Raw genomic sequence first — 15,383 nt, 5'->3', positions numbered from 1 at the left:
GGTCAGGGATACCCCGTGGTCAGGGATACCCCGTCGACGGCGACCGAGCCCTTGGCGGCGACGTACCGGGCAAGATCCTGAGGCAGGCCGACTCGCAGGAGGTCCCAGTTCTCCCCGTGCCGGCGCTCAAGGACCTCGGTTGCGGCGTCGACATGGCCCTGGACCACGTGGCCGCCGAGCCGGTCACCCATGCGCAGCGCCCGCTCGAGGTTGACGCGGTCCCCGGGAGCAAGCATCCCCAGGGCCGTGCGCGTGAGCGTCTCCGCCATCAGGTCTGCGGTGAAGGCGCCGTCGTGCAGCTCGGCGACGGTAAGGCAACAGCCGTTGACGCAGACGGAGTCGCCCTCCCGGGCGTCCGCGGTGACGGTGGGTGCGGCTACCGTGAGCCGGGCGGACTCTGCGTGGGTGTCGAGCCGGATGACCCGCCCGAGCTCCTCGATAATTCCCGTGAACATTAGTGAATCTCCTCGGTATTCATGCCGGTGAGCGGGGTGGTTGATGAGACGGCGCGGTGCCGGCCGCCGGGTTCGCCGGCCACCCGGACCACAAGATCCTCGCCTGCGCCCAGGACCTCAGCCTTGACGTGCTCGAGCCGCAGGATGTCAGCGATTGTTGACACTCCGAAGTCTGCGACGGCGGCGGGCCCCGCACCTAGCAGCGCGGGCGCAATGTAGGCGACCACTTCATCGATCAGGCCTGCGCGCAGGAAGGCGGCCGCAAGGGTCGGGCCGCCCTCCAGGAGGACGTGGCGGACCTGCCTGGATGCCAAGGTGGCCAGAACGGCGTGCGGATCGTGCTGCGGCAGCAGCAGGTGGTTGGCGTCGGCGAGTACCTGTGCGGTGGGCGGGATCGGCCGCGAGCCGGCAACCACCCGCAGCGGCTGCAGTCGGTCAGGTGCCGGCCGCCCCGACTGGTCGCGGATGGTCAGGGCCGGGTCGTCGGCCAGGACGGTGCCGGTACCCACCATGATGGCGTCACAGTCCCGGCGCAGCCGGTGGGCGTCATGCCGGGCCGTAGCGGAGGTGATCCACCGGCTTGTCGCGTCGGCGGCGGCGATGCGGCCGTCGAGGGTCGCCGCGAGCTTCCACGTCACCATGGGACGGCCCGTGGTGACGGCGAAGAGCCACGGGCGAATGAGCTCAGCGGCCTGCTCGGCGTAAATACCCCGCTTGACGCTGACCCCGGCGGCTGCGAGCGCCTCCGCGCCACCCCGAGCCTGCGCAGTGGGATCCGCCAGCGCGTAGACGACCGTGGCGACCCCCGCGTCCAGGAGCGCCTGGGTGCAAGGACCGGTACGGCCTTGATGGTTGCAGGGCTCAAGTGTGACGACGGCGGTGGTGCCGCGCGCGCTGATGCCCTTTGCTGCCAGACTAGTCAGGGCGTCGACCTCGGCGTGGGCAGTGCCTGCGCCACGGTGATGCCCCTCGGCCAGGACGTCGCCGGCGGGGGAGACAATGACGCAACCGACGCGGGGATTAGGGCCGGCGGGGGCGTCCGGCGAGGCGGCGATGGCGATGGCGCGCAGCATCGCGGCCCGCTCCGCCAATGAGAATGCGGTCATGTGATCCTCTCTCCCGGGCGCGCTGGGGGAGAGGACACGCGGGTGTAGCGGACGGCAGGAAGATAGCGCGCCGCAGCACCGAGTGCCCGTGTGCACTTCCCATCCGGACTATCACCGTCGGTCCAGGAGTCTCACCTGGTCAGCCGCCCGCAGCTGCGGGCGGGTCGCGGACTGTCACCGCCGGCTCGGACTTACACCGACCCCAGAGCACACGAGAATGTCTCGTCGCGGTGAATATACCGAGTTACGGTCACTGGCACCAGCGGTTCGCGCCAAGGCGTCACTACTTCTTGCGATAGAGGGACTTCGTGGCGAATACCGGCTCATTGGTCACCTGGATCCCCAGGGACCGGAAGATGCCCTCATCCACCGGCCCCAGGATGGTGGAGGTGTGCACGTCGCAGCCGCGCAGGCTGCCCAGCTGGTCCAGTGCGCGGGCCGCGTTGGCGTCCCCGTTGGCGGACACCGCCAGCGCGATCAGCACCTCATCGGTGTGCAGGCGCGGGTTGCGGCTGCCCAGGTGGCGGGTCTTGAGGGTCTGGATCGGCTCGATCGACTCCTTGGCCAGCAGGTCCACCTCCGGGTCGATACCGGCCAGGCGCTTGAGGGCGTTGAGCAGCATGGCGGAGGAGCAGCCCAGCAGCGGGGAGGTCTTGCCCAGCTCGATCGTTCCGTCCGGCAGCTCAATGGCCGCCGCAGGGGCGTCGGTCGCAGCGGCCAGTTCCAGCGTCGGCCGGACCACGGGACGGTCCTCCTTGGCTATGCCGAGCTTGCTCATAAGCAGGGCGATGCGCCCTGACTGGACCGGCTCGAGCATGTCCCGCTTCTCCACCACCAGCGCCTTGTAGTAGCGGCGGATCACCTCTTGCTTGGAGGCCTCCCGGCACACGGCGTCGTCACTGATGCAGTAGCCGACCATATTCACCCCCATGTCGGTGGGAGAGGCGTAGGGGGAGGCGCCCATGATCTGCTCGAACAGGCGCGACAGTACCGGGAACACCTCGACGTCGCGGTTGTAGTTGACCGTCTGTACGCCGTGGGCGGCCAGGTGGTAGGGGTCGATCATGTTCACGTCGTCGAGGTCGGCGGTGGCGGCCTCGTAGGCGATGTTGACGGGGTGGTCAAGTGGTAGGTTCCAGATGGGGAAGGTCTCGAACTTGGCGTAGCCGGAGGAGATGCCGCGCATGTGGTCGTGGTAGATCTGCGACAGGCAGGTGGCCATCTTGCCCGAGCCCGGCCCCGGCGCGGTGACGACGATCAGATCGCGGGACGTCTCGATGTACTCGTTGCGCCCGTACCCCTGGTCGGAGACGATGCGGGCCACGTCGTTGGGATATCCCGGGATCGGGAAGTGGCGGTAGACGTTGATTCCGAGCTTGTTCAGCTTGCGCTTGAACTCGGCGGCCTGCTGGTTGTCATCCGTCCACTGGGTGATCACCACGCTGCCCACGTACAGCCCGTAGTCGCGGAAGGCGTCTACGTGGCGCAGCACCTCGTCCTCGTAGGAGGTGCCGTGGTCGGCGCGGATCTTGTTCCGGGAGAAGTCCTTGGCGTTGACGGCGACGATGATCTCGACGTCGTCGGCCAGCTCGGCGAGCATCACGATCTTGTTGTCGGGAGTGAAACCGGGCAGGACACGGGAGGCGTGCATGTCATCGATGAGCTTGCCGCCGAACTCCAGGTACAGCTTGCCGCCGAACTGGGCGCGCCGCTGGGCGATGCGCTCGGACTGCATCTTGAGGTACTTGTCCCGATCGAACCCGATACGCATGCCTTCTCCTCGCGGTCGCTTCAATGGTGCGGCCTGGCGGTAGGACGCCGGCCTGAGGAATCGTAACGCCATCGGCGCATGCCGATAGAACCGCGCCAATGGATGGAAGTCTCACGTGCCTTCCGGGACGGGGCCGGACCGCCAGGGGAGTCTGGTGTATTGCGCAGCAGGGATGAGGGAAGAAATGCGGAGGGGGCATCCCTCCGGTGAGAGACGCCCCCTCGTGGCGCAGTTGGATGCGCAACGATCACATGGCGTTGACGCGCTTGGCCAGCTTGGACTTGCGGTTGCGGGCCTGGTTGCGGTGAATGACGCCCTTGGAGACGGCCTTGTCCAGCTTGCGGGAGGCCTTGCGCAGATGCTCCTCGGCGGCCTGCTTGTCGCCGGCCTCGACGGCCTCGCGCGTGCGGCGCACGTAGGTCTTGAGCTCGGACTTGATGGACTTGTTGCGCAGGCGGGCCTTCTCATTGGTCTTGATGCGCTTGATCTGAGACTTGATGTTCGCCACTGTGAGTGAAGCTTTCTGGTGTCTGAATGGTCAATGGCCGGAGAGAGGGTTGGCGCTACGGGCGGACTTGAGGTGGTGGAAGCACCCGGCAGGCCCGATCGCCGGACCCCGAAGCCGGCCAGGCCAGAGGTCCAAAGGGCACTCTAGCACCAGGCGCAGGCACTGATCCCGGCCGGATGAGCCCCGCTGACGTGAGGTGCGTCGCGCTACTTCCGACCGCCTCGTGTGCTCAGGCCCAGTGGGCGCGCAGGGCAGTAACGACGCCGTTGAAGGTGGACCGGTTCATGGTGGCACCCTCGCGGCGCACCACATCGGGTTCCACGAGCAGCAGCCGGTCCAGGCGCACCTCGCTGGGGCGGCCCTTGGAATCCCACGGCCCGGTGCCGACATCGTGCCAGTAGCGGCCCCAGCGGGCCTCCTGGGCGGCGTCGAGATCGTGGTCCTTGCTGGTCAGCTGCGCGACGACGAGTCGCTTGCCGTGCCGCGCCAGGACGAGTACGGGCCGGTCCTTGCCCTGGGTGGGGTCCTCCTCGAAGGGCACCCAGGTCCATACCACCTCGCCAGGATCGGCGTCGCCGTCGGGGTCGGGGGAGTAGGTGAAGTCCGGCAGGCCCAGGGAGGCGACGTCGTAGCCGGCGACGCCGTCGTGCGCGCCTGCGCGGGAGCTGCGGGCACCCGGCAGGGAGGTAGTGCGGGAGACGCCTTGGCCTGCGCTTCCCGGCCGCCTTGGCCCGGAGTCGGCTACGGCGCGTTTGCGCGACTTCTCACCGGCGGCCAGCTCCTTGTCAATCGCGTCAGCCACCGCATCCTTGGCGGTGGAGGCGAAGATTCTGGCGATCCGCTTGAGCAGTGGGGAGGACATGGAGCAGACCCTATCGTCGAAGGTACGACCTGCTGCCACACACACGACTTCCAGCCACACGCACGCGTGGAGCCGCCCCGAACGCGCGACCGGTTGGGGCACGGGCCCGGGCGCGAGAGGCACTCGGCTAGGCCCGAGGTATTGGCGGATCCGCCATACGTGCCAGCAGTGCCCAGAAGACCGCGCCGCCCACCGCGGCCCAGGCCAGGACGGGGCCGACGCTGCTCCATTCCAGGCCGCCGGCGTCGGTCAGGGCGCTCGGTCCAAGCGTCAGCGCCCGCGTCACCAGCGAGTAAGGCCACATCCCTGCCAGGGACCGCGACTGGTAGGTGACGGCAATGCCGATGACCGCTCCCGCCAGCCCCAGGGCCACGGGTGCAGCGAAGGACCGCAGCCGCATCGACAGGGCCGACTGCCAGCCCACCAGCGGCACTGCCGCCACCACCGCCAGCAGTGCGCAGACCGTGAAGCCGATGGGCAGGCCCCCATCCAGGTGCAGGAGCACCAGACCTGACAGATAGGTGAGTGCGATCAGCATCGGAGCAGTGTGAAGCGGCGGCATTCTCATAGCTAGTGCAGCGTCAGCGTCTCACGTCCTGCGGCGAGGATAGCTAGTGCTTTGATTAAACGGTCGTCCTGTCAGTCACTTTCTGTTACACTCGGCACATGCCCAAGACGAATTTCCCTGAAATCCCGTACGAAGTTGTCGGATGCCCTAAAGACTCCTTGCGCGTAAAGAATCCAGTAGGTAACGTGTCTGCGCCCCTGCGAGAACTGCAACGACACGCTGGTGCTGTAGGTGATCCAGGTCAGATAAATAAGTGGCCAAGGCGCCCGCTTCTTGAACTCATATGGCGCTGCTATATGGTCGCTTCGAGCTTGGAGGAAACTAAGGTCGACGGAGGCGGGAGGCGGTGGCGCCGGAGTGGTGCGTACGATCGGATGGATCCTTCGGAAAAGGTAGCGATTAGCTATTTTCTCGGCATGGTTCAATGCGGGCTTGTTGCTGAAAGGGTGTTTGGTGCGTATCCGTTGGTGCACGTGGACCGTGTGCTCGCGCTGTCTGGAAAGGTGCTGCGGGGCAGTAGGCCGGACCTTGTCGGCTACAGGAGGCGTGTGTCGAGTTCAGGGGTTGTCTTTGATGGTAGCGCACTATTTGAGGCGAAAGGTAGGACAAATAGAGGAACTAAAGCGGTGGTCGCTAGTGCGGTCAAGCAGGTCAATGACCCTCCGAGGGAAGTCAGGTCCCTTGTGGGGGCAAACGCTATACACGTCGCCTCTGTTGCTCATTTTTCGGACGCGGCGATCGGCGCCAAAAGTACTAAGCAGGGTAGCGTTTGGCGCAGCCATTTGGTTGACCCTGAAGCGGGTGGCGACGATCGGTGTGACCTTGAGCGCTTGCGCATCCTTGTCGATGTCGCACATTATCTTCCTGTCGTGAGAGCATTTCGAGAAATTGAGGATGAATCTCGGAATGGTGATGTGCGCAGTGAATATATAAGCGGAAGTGAGTTTGTTGTTGCGAATCTTTTGGGGGGTGACCTCGAAATAGCTATTCCTGGTAAGGTGTATTCGGCGTTGGCGGGTATTGAGGGAGGCAGGGCGAACCTGAGCGACAAAAAACTAGAGGCTCTTGGCGATACTGTGACAGTGGAACTTTCGGAGTCATTTTCGGAAGTTGATTCGGTATTTCCGGCTGAACTCAATGATGTGCAGGTGAGGTGGTTACGCGATAGTTGATATGCTGCGCAGCCCGAAGTGTTCGTTGGGATTAGTGGGAACTTTGGGGCCCTGGGTGCAGTTTGTGTGCGGATGTTCCGGCTGCTAGGCGGTGTGCGGTATATGTGCTTGGCATATGCTTGGCGGGTGCGTCTGCTGTGAGCTTGCCTGTGTTGGCAATCTCATGCTAGGCCTAGTAACATGGGGCGCCTTTCTGTTTAGGTTGGTGAATGACTTGTGTTTATCTGTGGCGGGTTCTCTAATGCTGCCGGTCGTGTGTACCGAGCCCGCGCCATAGCCAACCGGAACCGTCCGGATCGGGACGCGGCCTGGTCCCGGTCGGCGTCGGCGGTGCGGGGGAAGGTACACCGCCTACCCCGACCGGAACCGCTAGAACAGTCCGCCGAAGACCCAGCCGAACAGGGCCTGGGCGTAGAGCAGGCCTGCCACCAGGTTGCAGAGCGTGCCGGCGAGGAACACCAGCACGGGCTTCCAGCCGGCCTCCCGCAGGGCGCCAGCACGGAACTCCAGGCCGATTGATACGAAGGCCAGGGTGAAGAACAGGGTTTGGAGCGCCTTGGCGGAGGCCAGGCCAGTGCTCAACCAACTGGTATCGTCCGCGACCAGGCCGGGCGCAGCGGCGGCGATGGCGGAGACCAGCACCGACGCGGCGATGAAGCCGAGGACGAACTTCGGGAAGCGCTGCCAGACCTCGTGCCAACCGGGACGGGACGCGGCGGTGCCGTCGGTGCCGCGGTCCACGCGCAGGGTGAACCAGAGGGACAGGCCCACGGCTACGAAGCCGATCAAGGCGTTCTGCGTCATCTTCACAATCGCGGCGAACTCGAGCACGTCCTCACCCGCGACGGCACCGGCGGCGGTCACGGCCGCGGTGGTGTCGATGTTTCCGCCGATCCAGGCGCCCGCAACCGGCGCAGACAGCCCCATCAGGGCGGCGAGCCAGGGCAGCAGGAAGATGCTCGGCAGGGCGAAGACCACAACCAGTCCGGCCGTGTAGGCGAGCTGCTCCCGCTTGGCGTTGACGGCTCCCGCCGCCGCCACGGCGGCCGAGACCCCGCAGACCGACAGGGCGGTGGCGAGCAGCGCCTTCAGGTGCGGCTCCACGCGCAGCAGGCCGGCGATCCACCAGGTGAACAGGAAGACCGTCGAGATCATGAGCAGGGCCTGAATGATCGCCGGCGCCGCCGCCGAGGCGATCACGTTGATATTGACGGTGGACCCCAGGAGTACCAGGCCTGTCTTGATGAAGAACTCGGTGCGGAACGCCGCCGAGAGACGGTCGATGACGCCGAGCGTCGACAGAAGGGCATTGGCGGCGAAGCCCAGGGCGATGGCGTATACGGGAAACTCGATCGTTCCGGCGATCGCGCCGAACCAGGTGCCCTCGCTCCAGACGGGGACGTGGCTGTCCAGGTAGTCGACGGCGGCGGCCAGGCCGACGACGATGACGAGTCCGAGCAGGGTCCAGCCCGGGGCGGCGGTCTCCTGGCGAGTGCTGGGCTGCGCTCGGCGTCGGGGACGGTGTTGGCGGGAGTGCTGATGCGGCCGGCAGCAGTCATCCCAACCACCCCGAGATGTCCGGAATGATGCCGAGCAGGGCCAGGCCGAGCAGGGCGAGTCCGGTGATCGTGGCGAGCCAGTCCTCGCTCAGGGAGAACTTTCCGTCGCCGTCGGGCGGGATGACGGTGGCGGGTGGGACGTCGACGTGACCGTCTGCGGCCTTGGTACTACGGTACGTGTGGCTGGCAGGGGGCATGGGCAGACCTTTCGGGTACTGCTACGTACACGCCAGGGCCTGCCCCGACAAATGGGGCCCGTAAGAGGGACAAACACATCAGGAGTCGTCGGCAGGCACCTGCCGACGCAGCTCGTGTCAAGGGAAGGGCGTGTCAGTCGGCAGCGGTGATGCGGATACCGCGACACATACACATCTCGGCCGCGCCGAAGCGGTCGACGGCGGTGCCGACGACCGAACGGAGCGGGAGAGGACTGAACACGCTTTGGACAATAGGGCAGGGCGGAGGGGACTATCCAGACCTGTCCGCATGGCGAACTACGGTGATTCTCGGCACGTAACAAGTGCCGGTCTCGGTATGTAACGAGTGCCGGTCTCGGCGTGTTACTGGTGCCGGTCTCGGTGGGTGGCGGCCTTCATGGTGGCGACGAAGTCGCGCAGCTCGGCCTGCAGGGCCGCAACTGCGGCGGCGTACTCGGGCGAGTCCTCACCAGCGGTGCGCGCAGCCGCCGCCAGGGCCGGGGTATGCGCCTCCACGAGCTTGACCACGGCCGAGCCGGAGATCGCCCCGTCCGCGCCCGCGGCGATCGCCTCGGCCACCTGCTCGGGGCCGGAGATGCCGAAGCCCAGCATCACCGGCGCGGCCGCATCCTGGCGCAGCCGCGCCACCGACTGCGCCAGTCCCACGGTTGAGGAGGCGCGTTCGGTGCCGGTCACTCCGGCCCGGGAGACCGCGTACACATAGCCGCGGGAGGCCCTGGCCACCGCGTCGAGGGTCTGGGCAGTTGCCGACGGCGGGGCGATGTAGACGGCGTCGATCCCGGCGGCCGCCGCGGCGGCGGAGAACTCCGCGGACTCGCGCACGGGCACGTCCGGCAGCAGCACCGAGTCGACCCCGGCGGCGGCGCAGCGGGCGTAGAACTCCTCCAGGCCGACCGCGAAGGGCACATTGCCGTAGATGAGCATGCCGATAGGCAGCTGAGGGTGGCGCGCGCGCACCCGCGCCACCACCTCCAGGCAGTCGGCCAGACCTGCCCCGGCCTCCAGTGCCCGCAGGTGCGCGCGCTGGATCGTCGGCCCGTCGGCCACCGGGTCGGAGAAGGGCGTGCCCAGCTCCAGGGCGTCCGCACCGCCGGCGATGAGCGCCTCGATAATGGCCTCGGACGCGGCCGGGGTGGGGTCGCCGACCATGACGAAGGGCACGAAGGCGCCCGCGTCGGCGTCTGCCAGGCGGGAGAACATGGCGGGGTAGCGGCTCATCTCAGGCCTCCTCTTGCGCGTGGCCCGGCACGGACGAGGCGGCCGCCCCGGCGCGCGCCAGCGACAGGTACTCGGTGCGCTTGCCCATTTCCTCGACCATGGCGGCGGCCCGGGCCACGGCGGAGTCCTCGGAGAAGGTGCCGCCCAGGCGCATGCGCACCTGCTCCAGGTCCTTGTCCCCGCGGCCGGACAGGCACACCAGCAGGTGCGGCGTGGGAGCGTCGGCGGGCGTCTCGCGGGCGATCTTCAGCGCCTGGGCGAGCGCGTGGGCGGACTCCAGGGCCGGGACGATGCCCTCCCAGCGGCTCAGCAGGCGGAAAGCCTCCACCGCCTCGTCGTCGGTGACCGCCACGTACCGGGCGCGCCCGGAGTCGGCCAGCCAGGCGTGCTCGGGACCGACGCCGGGGTAGTCCAGCCCCGCCGACACGGAGAAGGACTCCTCCACCTGGCCCTCTGGCGTGCGCATCAGGTAGCTGCGGGCGCCGTGGAGAATGCCGGTGGTGCCATTGTTGATGGGGGCGCCGTTGCGGGGCGTGTCCAGCCCCTCGCCGGCGGGCTCCACCCCGACCAGGCCGACGCCGACGTCGTCGATGAACTCGGAGAACATGCCGATCGCGTTCGAGCCGCCGCCCACGCAGGCGATCACCTGATCGGGCAGCCGCCCGGTCAGGGCCAGGATCTGGGCGCGTGCCTCAAGGGAGATGCAGCGGTGGTACTCGTGCACGATCGTGGGGAAGGGATGTGCCCCGGCGGCCGTGCCCAGCAGGTAGTGGGTGGTGGCGAAGGAGGCGGTCCAGTCGCGCAGGGCCTCGTTGACGGCGTCCTTCAGGGTGCCGGCGCCACTGGCCACGGGCACCACCCGCGCCCCCATCAGCTCCATGCGCTCCACATTGGCGGCCTGCCGCACCACGTCGGTGGCACCCATGTAGATGGTGCAGTCCAGGCCGAGCAGTGCGCACACCATGGCGGTGGCGGTGCCGTGCTGGCCGGCGCCCGTCTCGGCGATGATGCGGGTCTTGCCCATGCGCTTGGCCAGCAGTGCCTGCCCCAGCACCTGGTTGCCCTTGTGGGCGCCGCCGTGCACCAGGTCCTCCCGCTTGAGGAAGATACGGGCGTTGCCCTCCCGGGGCAGGTTGCGCAGCTCCGTGACCGGGGTGGGGCGCCCCAGGTAGCGGCGCATGAGCTCGTCCAGTTCGGCGGCGAAGGACGGGTCCGACTGGGCGTCGATGAAGGCGTCCTCGAGCTGGTCCAGGGCGGGGATCAGCAGCTCGGGCACGTACTGGCCGCCATAGGGGCCGAAGTAGGCACTCAACCGCGGGTGCGTGTGGTCGGCGTGCTCCCGGCGCGCCGGGACCGCGTCTGTTGCGCCGACACTGGGCTCGGCGGCGTCGGCGGCAGCGGGGCGCGCAGCACCCCTCGCAGGCATGGGCACGGCGGTGGCCAGCACCTCGGCCACCACGCCCGGGTCGGGGGCTGCGGACAGGGTCGAGCCGATCAGCAGGGCATCTACCTGCCCGGCAAGGCGCCGCACGTCGTCGGCGGTCTCCACCCCGGACTCGCCCACCAGCACCACGCCCGACGGCGCCAGCGGCGCCATCTGCTCGGTGCGGGAGATGTCGGTGGCCAGCGTGCGCAGGTCGCGGTTGTTGATACCGATCACCCGCGCACCCAGGGTGGCGGCCCGGTGCATCTCCTCCGGGGTGGACACCTCCGTGAGCACCTCCATGCCCAGCGAGTGCGCGAGCTGTGCCAGCTCGGCGTAGACGTCGTCGGGCACCACCGAGAGCATCAGCAGGATCGCGTCCGCCCCCAGGCTGCGGGCGGCCAGCACCTGGACCGGATCGACGATGAAGTCCTTGCACAGAACCGGCACATCCACCACCGCGCGCACGGCGGCCAGGTCCTCGAAGGAGCCGTTGAACCGGTCCGGCTCGGTCAGCACGGACACCGCCGCCGCCCACGGCGCGTAGGCGCGGGCCAGCGCGGCCGGGTCATAGCTGGAGCGGATGGTGCCGCGCGAGGGTGAGGCGGACTTGCACTCCATGACCAGCGCGGGCCGCGGGCTCGCGTGCCCGCCGGTGCGGGTGCGCAGCGCATCTGCGAAGGAGCGCCGGGAGGGCTCCAGCTGCTCGGCGCGCAGGTGCCCGAAGCGGGCGCGCAGCTCGGGCAGGCGCTCACGCCGGGCGGCCACGATCGTATCCAGGACGGTGCCGGTGGCGATCAGACGCTCATCCACCGGACGGCGCTCCGGCCGGGCACCACCGGGGGTGGAGACGCCGCTCATCGGGCCTCATCCTCCGCGGCGGCCTTGGTCATGGAGTCCAGGTGCTCGGCAACTCGGCCACTGGCCAGCTGCTCCAGAGCCATGCGCGTGCCATCGGCCAGGTTGTCGGCGGGTCCGGCGAGGTACAGCAGCGCCCCGGCGTTGACGGCGATCGCGTCGCGGTGGGCCGGCTCGCCCCGGCCGGCGAACACCTCCCGCAGGAGGGCCGCGTTCTCCGTCGGCTCGCCGCCCAGCACATCCTCCAGGGCGTAGGTGCGCACTCCCAGCTCCTCGGGCGTGACCTCGTAGGCCTTCACCCCGCGCGGGGTGGCCTCCCGCACCTGGGTGATGCCGTGCACAGCGATCTCATCGGTGCCGGCCCCGTGCACGATCAGGGCCCGCTTTCGACCCAGCTTGACCATGGTCTGGGCGATCATGTCGAGGATGTCAGGGTTCGCAACACCCATCAGCTGGTAGGTCAGGTGGGCGGGGTTGAGCAGGGGGCCCAGCACGTTGAAGATCGTGGGCGTGGCCAGGGCCTTGCGGATCGGGGCGACGTGCCGCATGGCCGGGTGGTAGGCCTGGGCGAACAGGAAGGTGAAGTGGTCACGGGCCAGGATCTCCACCGCCTGCTCCGGGGTGACGTCCAGGGGCAGGCCCAGGGCGGCTACGACGTCGGCGGCCCCGGTCTTGGAGGACACCGCCCGGTTGCCGTGCTTGGCCACGGAGATCCCCATGGATGCCGCCACGATGCCGGCGCCGGTGGAGATGTTGATGGTGCCCACGCCGTCGCCACCGGTGCCGACTACGTCAACCAGCGGGAAAGTGACCTCGGGGAAGGCACGTGCGGCGTCCCGGAAGGCGCTCGCGGCGCCGGCCACCTCATCGGCGGTCTCACCACGGGCGTGCAGCGCAGCCAGCAGGGCGGCGGTCTCGGCCTCGGAAAGGTCGCCGGCACCGAGCGCCGCGAAGACGATTCCGGTCTCGTCCTGGGTCAGGCGCTTGCCCTGAATTACCTCACGTAGCAAGCGGTGGGCGTCCTCGGCATGAGCGATGGCGGGCGCGGAGTCTGCGGCGTCGGCATTACTCACGGCTTCATTCACGGCGGTATTCATCGCGTTGTTCTCGGTGGGTGCGGGGTTCATGAGCTGCTCCTTGAAGACGGGGTTGATGTGCGCAGTACGAGGATGTGGTGGGTTCAGGCAGTGGCCGCCCGGGCGAGGTCGGTCGTGAGCGCGTGCAGTATTCCAGGACCCTGCGGCGTCAGCACGGACTCGGGATGGAACTGCAGCCCGACGATGGGCCGGGCGCGGTGCCGGGCCGCCATTACTACGCCGGGGCCGACCGGGTCGCCGGCACCGGTCACCGCCAGCGGTTCCAGCGCCGGCGGCAGTGCGCGGGTTCCCAATGAGTGGTAGCGGGCAACGTCCAGACGGCCGTCGGGCAGGGCCCGGAAGGCCGGGTCGGTGCGTCCCGCCTCGGTCACCTCCACGCGCACGCTGCGCCCGTGCACGGGGCCGACTCGCCCGATGTCACCGCCGCAGGCCTCAACAATCGCTTGGAACCCGAGGCAGATTCCGAGCGTGGGGATACCGCGGTCCAGGGCGGAGCCGATCAGCTCCATCAGGTTGCCCGAGGTGCGCGGGTGGCCCGGGCCGGGGGACAGGCAGAGCACCGGACGCGGCGACTCGCCGTCGGCGGGCGCGAGCGCCTCCAGCACCGTGGGCGTCGGCGCGGTGTTGCGGTAGACCTCAATGCTCGCCCCCAAGGAGGCGAACTGGTCCACCAGGTTGTAGACGAAGGAGTCGCGGTTGTCGAGCAGGACCACGTGCATATCAGTGCCTCGCTTCCGGTGCTGTGGCCGCGGGGACCGGAGCGTCGTCCGCGCCGGTGTCGATGACGAGCTCGGCTCCCTGGGAGGCGGCGACTGCCGCCAGCACCGCGCTGGCCTTGTGCACGGTCTCGGCCGCCTCGGCGGCGGGAACCGAGTCCGCTACCACGCCCGCCCCGGCCTGCACCAGCGCGGTGCCCTCGCGTACGAAGGCGGAGCGGATGACGATGCAGGTGTCCAGCTCGCCGTCGCCCCGGAAGTAGCCGACCGAGCCGCCGTAGCTGCCCCGCCGTACCCCCTCGGCGTCCCGGATCAGCTCGGCCGCCCGCAGCTTGGGGGCGCCGGTGAGTGTGCCCATGGTCATGGAGGCGCGGAAGGCGTCCAGTGCGTCCAGGTCCGGGGCCAGCTGCCCGGACACCTCCGAGACCAGGTGCATGACCCGGCTGTAGCGGTCCACGCGCAGGAGGTCCTCGACTCTGCGGGTGCCGGGGACAGACACCCGGGCGACGTCGTTGCGGGCCAGGTCCACCAGCATCACGTGCTCGGCTACCTCCTTGGCGTCAGTGCGCAGCTCCAGCTCCAGGCGCGTATCCAGCTCGTGGTTGACGGCGCCGTCGGGAGCCAGGCCCCGCGGGCGGGTGCCGGCGATCGGCCGAATGGCGACCTGCTCGGTCTTGGCCGAGTGCAGCAGAGCAGACTCCGGGGAGGCCCCCAGCAGCTCGAAGTCCGGGGCGCCGACGTAGAACATGTACGGGCTCGGGTTGGACTGCCGCAGCGCATGGTAGGCGGCCAGCGCATCCGGGCAGGGCAGGGTGAAGCCGCGGGCCGGCACCACCTGGTAGACATCCCCGGCGGCGATGGACTCCTTCATGGTCTCCACCGCGGCGGCGTAGTCGGAGTCGGACTGGGTGGGTACGGCGTGCAAGGGCGGACGCTGCTCGGCAGCGGCGGCCCGCCCCGCGGGCGTGGGGTCCGCGGCGTCGGCGGCGGGCACCTGATCCGCGAAGGCGTCTGCCGCGGCGGCCAGCGCATCCAGGCGGGCGGCCAGGTCGGCGGCGTCCACCGAGGCACCAACCAGTGTCGCGGTGCGGGTGGGGTGGTCGATCACCAGGATGATGCGGGCGTCGTAGAAGAGGTAGTCGGGGCAGGTGTTCGCGCCCATCGCCACCTCGGGCAGCGCCTCGAAGGTGGCCAGATAGTCGAAGGCGAATACACCCGCCTCCAGCGGCAGGTGCGGGTGGTCCACAGCGGTCGCCGCCAGCACGCGCAGCGGCTCGATGGTAGAGGTGGCCTTGAGCCGTTCACGTTCCTCCACCGCGTCGGGGGCGGCAGGGAAGGCCAGGGTGAGGGCAGCGCCGGTGTCGGCGGTGACATACGCGGGGAGGGCGGCGCGCAGCCGGTCCAGGGCGGCGGTGCCGTCGGCGCTTGCCTGGGGGAGTGCCTCGGCGACGACGGTGTGGCCCTGGCAGGTCAGGCGGGCGGATGCCTCCAGGACGGCGATCGTGGTGCGGGAGACCTTGGTGGCAATATCGACCGATTCCAGCAGGACGGCGTCGAGGGGGCGTGGGTTCTCGGAGACGTCCACTGTGGTGGAGATCAGACTCCGGCGCGCCAGGTGCTCCAGCAGGGTGCCGCCATCGTGCTGGTAGCGCACCGACCGCGTCAGCACGGCGGGTGGGGGAAGTGTCATGGGGTACCTTCCTGTAGGTGCCACCGGTGGGATCCGCCCCGTATGCGAAGAGCCCGCCTGGTGGCGAGCTCTTGTAATCCGGCGCCTACTATGCGGCGCGAGTGGCTCGCCCACTGGGGAGCCACCACCACTGGCTGGTGCGGAACGCGGTCATAGGTGAAC

Annotated in this window: 14 protein-coding genes and 1 riboswitch; of the genes, 1 reads left to right on the top strand and 13 read right to left on the bottom strand. The window is 68.7% G+C overall.

All coding sequences use genetic code 11. The features are described from left to right. Window positions 1–2: 2 nt before the first annotated feature. From GZ997_RS00405 to GZ997_RS00380, 6 genes are all read right to left on the bottom strand, one after another. Window positions 3–455 carry a riboflavin synthase gene (locus tag GZ997_RS00405; RefSeq protein ID WP_275405334.1) on the bottom strand — a complete coding sequence of 151 codons (453 nt, stop codon included), beginning with the start codon at window positions 453–455 and terminating at the stop codon, window positions 3–5. Beyond that, window positions 455–1,561, bottom strand: a complete 1,107-nt coding sequence (ribD, locus tag GZ997_RS00400) for a bifunctional diaminohydroxyphosphoribosylaminopyrimidine deaminase/5-amino-6-(5-phosphoribosylamino)uracil reductase RibD (protein ID WP_162678415.1) — start codon at window positions 1,559–1,561, stop codon at window positions 455–457. Before ribD ends, GZ997_RS00405 begins: the two co-directional genes overlap by 1 nt. Before the next feature lie 86 nt (window positions 1,562–1,647). Beyond that, a riboswitch (FMN riboswitch) is annotated at window positions 1,648–1,776 on the bottom strand. A gap of 68 nt (window positions 1,777–1,844) precedes the next feature. Beyond that, the gene (locus GZ997_RS00395) at window positions 1,845–3,332 is read right to left on the bottom strand and encodes a DUF1846 domain-containing protein (protein WP_161924301.1); all 1,488 of its coding nucleotides are present in this window, start codon (window positions 3,330–3,332) and stop codon (window positions 1,845–1,847) included. Window positions 3,333–3,579: 247 nt separating this feature from the next. After that, window positions 3,580–3,840, bottom strand: coding sequence for a 30S ribosomal protein S20 (gene rpsT, locus GZ997_RS00390; RefSeq protein ID WP_161924300.1), 261 nt, complete (start codon window positions 3,838–3,840; stop codon window positions 3,580–3,582). A gap of 229 nt (window positions 3,841–4,069) precedes the next feature. Next, window positions 4,070–4,702, bottom strand: a complete 633-nt coding sequence (locus GZ997_RS00385; RefSeq protein ID WP_162678414.1) for a type II toxin-antitoxin system PemK/MazF family toxin — start codon at window positions 4,700–4,702, stop codon at window positions 4,070–4,072. Window positions 4,703–4,829: 127 nt separating this feature from the next. Beyond that, window positions 4,830–5,240, bottom strand: coding sequence for a hypothetical protein (locus tag GZ997_RS00380; RefSeq protein ID WP_162678413.1), 411 nt, complete (start codon window positions 5,238–5,240; stop codon window positions 4,830–4,832). A gap of 404 nt (window positions 5,241–5,644) precedes the next feature. Between GZ997_RS00380 and GZ997_RS00375 the strand changes: the two genes are divergently transcribed. After that, window positions 5,645–6,442, top strand: a complete 798-nt coding sequence (locus GZ997_RS00375; RefSeq protein ID WP_162678412.1) for a hypothetical protein — start codon at window positions 5,645–5,647, stop codon at window positions 6,440–6,442. A gap of 369 nt (window positions 6,443–6,811) precedes the next feature. Here GZ997_RS00375 and GZ997_RS00370 read toward each other — a convergent pair whose 3' ends face one another. From GZ997_RS00370 to GZ997_RS00340, 7 genes are all read right to left on the bottom strand, one after another. Further along, the gene (locus GZ997_RS00370) at window positions 6,812–7,795 is read right to left on the bottom strand and encodes a putative sulfate exporter family transporter (protein WP_343212229.1); all 984 of its coding nucleotides are present in this window, start codon (window positions 7,793–7,795) and stop codon (window positions 6,812–6,814) included. A gap of 202 nt (window positions 7,796–7,997) precedes the next feature. Beyond that, the gene (locus GZ997_RS00365) at window positions 7,998–8,198 is read right to left on the bottom strand and encodes a hypothetical protein (protein WP_162678384.1); all 201 of its coding nucleotides are present in this window, start codon (window positions 8,196–8,198) and stop codon (window positions 7,998–8,000) included. A gap of 363 nt (window positions 8,199–8,561) precedes the next feature. Continuing rightward, window positions 8,562–9,437 carry a tryptophan synthase subunit alpha gene (gene trpA / locus GZ997_RS00360; RefSeq protein WP_162678411.1) on the bottom strand — a complete coding sequence of 292 codons (876 nt, stop codon included), beginning with the start codon at window positions 9,435–9,437 and terminating at the stop codon, window positions 8,562–8,564. Between the two features lies 1 nt (window position 9,438). Beyond that, window positions 9,439–11,721: a tryptophan synthase subunit beta gene (gene trpB / locus GZ997_RS00355; protein WP_161924294.1), complete on the bottom strand. Its 2,283-nt coding sequence runs from the start codon at window positions 11,719–11,721 to the stop codon at window positions 9,439–9,441. Further along, entirely contained in the window at window positions 11,718–12,845 is a 1,128-nt protein-coding gene (trpD, locus tag GZ997_RS00350) for an anthranilate phosphoribosyltransferase (protein WP_162678410.1), read from the bottom strand. Before trpD ends, trpB begins: the two co-directional genes overlap by 4 nt. 53 nt (window positions 12,846–12,898) lie before the next feature. Further along, window positions 12,899–13,534 (bottom strand): gamma-glutamyl-gamma-aminobutyrate hydrolase family protein, encoded by a 636-nt coding sequence (locus GZ997_RS00345; protein ID WP_161924293.1) that lies wholly within the window; start codon window positions 13,532–13,534, stop codon window positions 12,899–12,901. A gap of 1 nt (window position 13,535) precedes the next feature. Next, a complete protein-coding gene (locus GZ997_RS00340; RefSeq protein ID WP_162678409.1) occupies window positions 13,536–15,221 on the bottom strand; it encodes an anthranilate synthase component 1 in 1,686 nt (561 codons plus the stop codon). Window positions 15,222–15,383: the final 162 nt, after the last annotated feature.

The organism is Actinomyces sp. 565, assembly GCF_010365615.1.
Classification (GTDB): Bacteria; Actinomycetota; Actinomycetes; order Actinomycetales; family Actinomycetaceae; genus Actinomyces.
Note: the sequence above shows the minus strand (reverse complement) of the source record. Positions and strands in the feature narration are given on the sequence as shown.